Origin of the sequence: Caulobacter sp. BE264 (assembly GCF_031457805.1) — a bacterium.
Lineage (GTDB): Bacteria > Pseudomonadota > Alphaproteobacteria > Caulobacterales > Caulobacteraceae > Caulobacter.
Genome location: NZ_JAVDXI010000018.1, coordinates 1 through 2,254, shown reverse-complemented (window position 1 = coordinate 2,254; position 2,254 = coordinate 1). Strand labels below are relative to the sequence as shown.

At 67.4% G+C, this 2,254-nt stretch carries 1 protein-coding gene; it reads right to left on the bottom strand.

Annotated elements, in window-relative coordinates:
• Nucleotides 1–218: 218 nt before the first annotated feature.
• A complete protein-coding gene (locus J2X45_RS20250) occupies nucleotides 219–1,874 on the bottom strand; it encodes a hypothetical protein (protein WP_310218524.1) in 1,656 nt (551 codons plus the stop codon).
• Nucleotides 1,875–2,254 lie beyond the last annotated feature (380 nt).

The window sequence follows — 2,254 nt, the reverse complement described above, 5'->3', positions numbered from 1 at the left end:
GAGGACGTGGCCGACCCACGTTCCTCTTCAGACAGGAGGATCCCGATGTCCCTCAGCGCCGAACAAATACCCCTCCCGCGCGAGCGGGTTAGTACAATGGCGCTGCCCCGCCGGCGGTCCGGCTCGGCGGCGAGGGCGCTCGGATCGACCGGAGAGGGGGGAGAGGCGACTTTGTGGCTGTCTGCGAGAGGGGAAGTGCTCGCGCACGACCCGCTCCGCTACGCCGCCAGATCGCAGGCCGCCAACGTCGCGCCTGCCCTGAGCACAAACTGCCTGTAGACGACCGTTCCGCTACCCGCCGGCAGGAAGCTGAAGACCCCGGTCGCCCCCTCCGCCGACCGCACCTCCAGTTCATAGGGCCGATCCGCGACGCCGTTGGTCCCAGCCCGTTTGCGGACCACGACCATCCCCTCGCGCAGGCCCGCTCGATATGCGGCGCTGCCCGGCCGCAGGGCTTCGACGACCATCAGCCCCTGCTCGTTCATCTTGGGGATGAAGCCCAGGTCGAAGGTGGGCGTGCGCTTCTCGACCAGATCGGCGCATGGGGCGAACACGTCGGGCGGCAGCTCCAGCGGCGCGCCGGCCTCGATGAAGCGCTGGATGTCGGCCTCGACGTCTACGCCCTGGGCCTTCATCTCTTCCAAGAACAACCCCACCAGCGCCGCGCCGGGGCGCCCCTTCGCCGCCACCGCCTGGCGTCGCAGCACGACGTCGAGGCTGAAACCCTTGGCTCGCAGACGCTGGTCCCAGATCGCCGCCAGGAGGGCGCCGCGCTGATAGGCCAGTCTCTCGGCGTCGGGATCGGTCCAGAAAGCCTTGGCCGCCTGCGCCCCGCTCATGCCCCTGGCCGGCGACAGGTCATGGGCCCGCAGCATGTCGTTCCACAGATCGAGAAAGGCCTGGGAGCTGATCAGCCGCCCCCGGTGCAGCAGCCGCCGCGCGTAGAAATCCGTGAAGCCCTCGCTGAACCAGTAGTTCGCCTCGCCGGCCGACCGGCCCAGGCGCAGCGGGTTCCAAGTGTGGAAAATCTCGTGGGCCAGGAACACCCGCATGTCGTTCAGCGTCATGCTGGGCGTGGCCACCATGGCGAAGGCGTCGCCCTTGCCGACGCCGGTGAAATAGCCGCCAGCGTCCTCCTCCAGCCGCGCGGCGGCCACGAGATACGGCCCGCCGCTCTCGCCCCAGAACGTCCGCTCCTGGCCAAGGATGGTCTCCAGCTCGCGGGCCAGCACAGCGTCCGAAAAGCCGAATGCGCCACGCACGGCCAGGCGCAGATCGCCGGACCGCGTCACCTGTACATCGCGCCCGCCGATCAGCACGCCCAACTGAGGCTTGCGTCGGCCGCCCTGCTCCAGGTTGGACGCCAGATGGAAGTCCTTGGGCCAGTCCCGCCACCGCAGGACGACCGACGCCGCCTCGCGCCCTTCAACCGTCACGAAGGCGCTGGCGCCGTCGACATAGAACCAGGACGGGCGGATCCAGGGCTCGGTCGGATAGCCGTCCGACTCCGTCGGATCGCGCGCGAGCCCGGAGCGCAGCGTGTAACGCACCGTCAGGAGCGTGTGTGGCCTGGATCGGACGATACGGACCGCCGGCCCATCGCCCTGAACGTCGGTCGCGCCCTCGACGGTGATGTCGCCCAAGCGCCGCCACAACCCCGACTTGCCCATCGACCGATCCGGCAAGTGGAGCTGGGTCACTCCGTCGGCGTCAGCCTCGAGGTCGAAACGAATGCTCAGACCGGCCAGGCCGTCGTGCTCGAATACGGGCGAGACGACATAGAGCAGGGTCCCGCCGTTCTCCTCGGCCGCGTGAGCCGCTTGGCTCGTTTGCGCCCCGAACAGGATCGCCAGAGCCAGCACCAAAGCCCGCATACGTCACGCCCCTCCGCACCCGATCCTCCGTAATCGAGAGATCGCGACGGAACAATCTCAGGGTGATTGATCGTCGCTGTCCGGCCTTTGAGACCTTTGTGGCATCAGCTTGACTACAGGATTTGACGTGACCCCCATTTCTCATCCAGCCAAACGAGATTACTGGGTTGATTTGACGTGCAGCCTGCCCAAGACCCGATGCGCTGAACACGCCGAGGGGCGATCTCGGCCCTGCACATGGCACGCTGAGTGTCTTGTTCCTGGAGGTGCGCCAATGTCTGTTGTTGTTTAGGTTTCTTGGACGCCCGCCAGGCGCGGCGATGGGTTTGCCCCCGCAGGCGGGTGTCTGAGAAAGCTCAAAGTCTGACCCGCGGGATGGC

Bases quoted from the DNA above. Each gene is read 5' to 3' on its own strand.
- J2X45_RS20250 (WP_310218524.1), bottom strand. From the start codon at position 1,874: ATGCGGGCTTTGGTGCTGGCTCTGGCGATCCTGTTCGGGGCGCAAACG.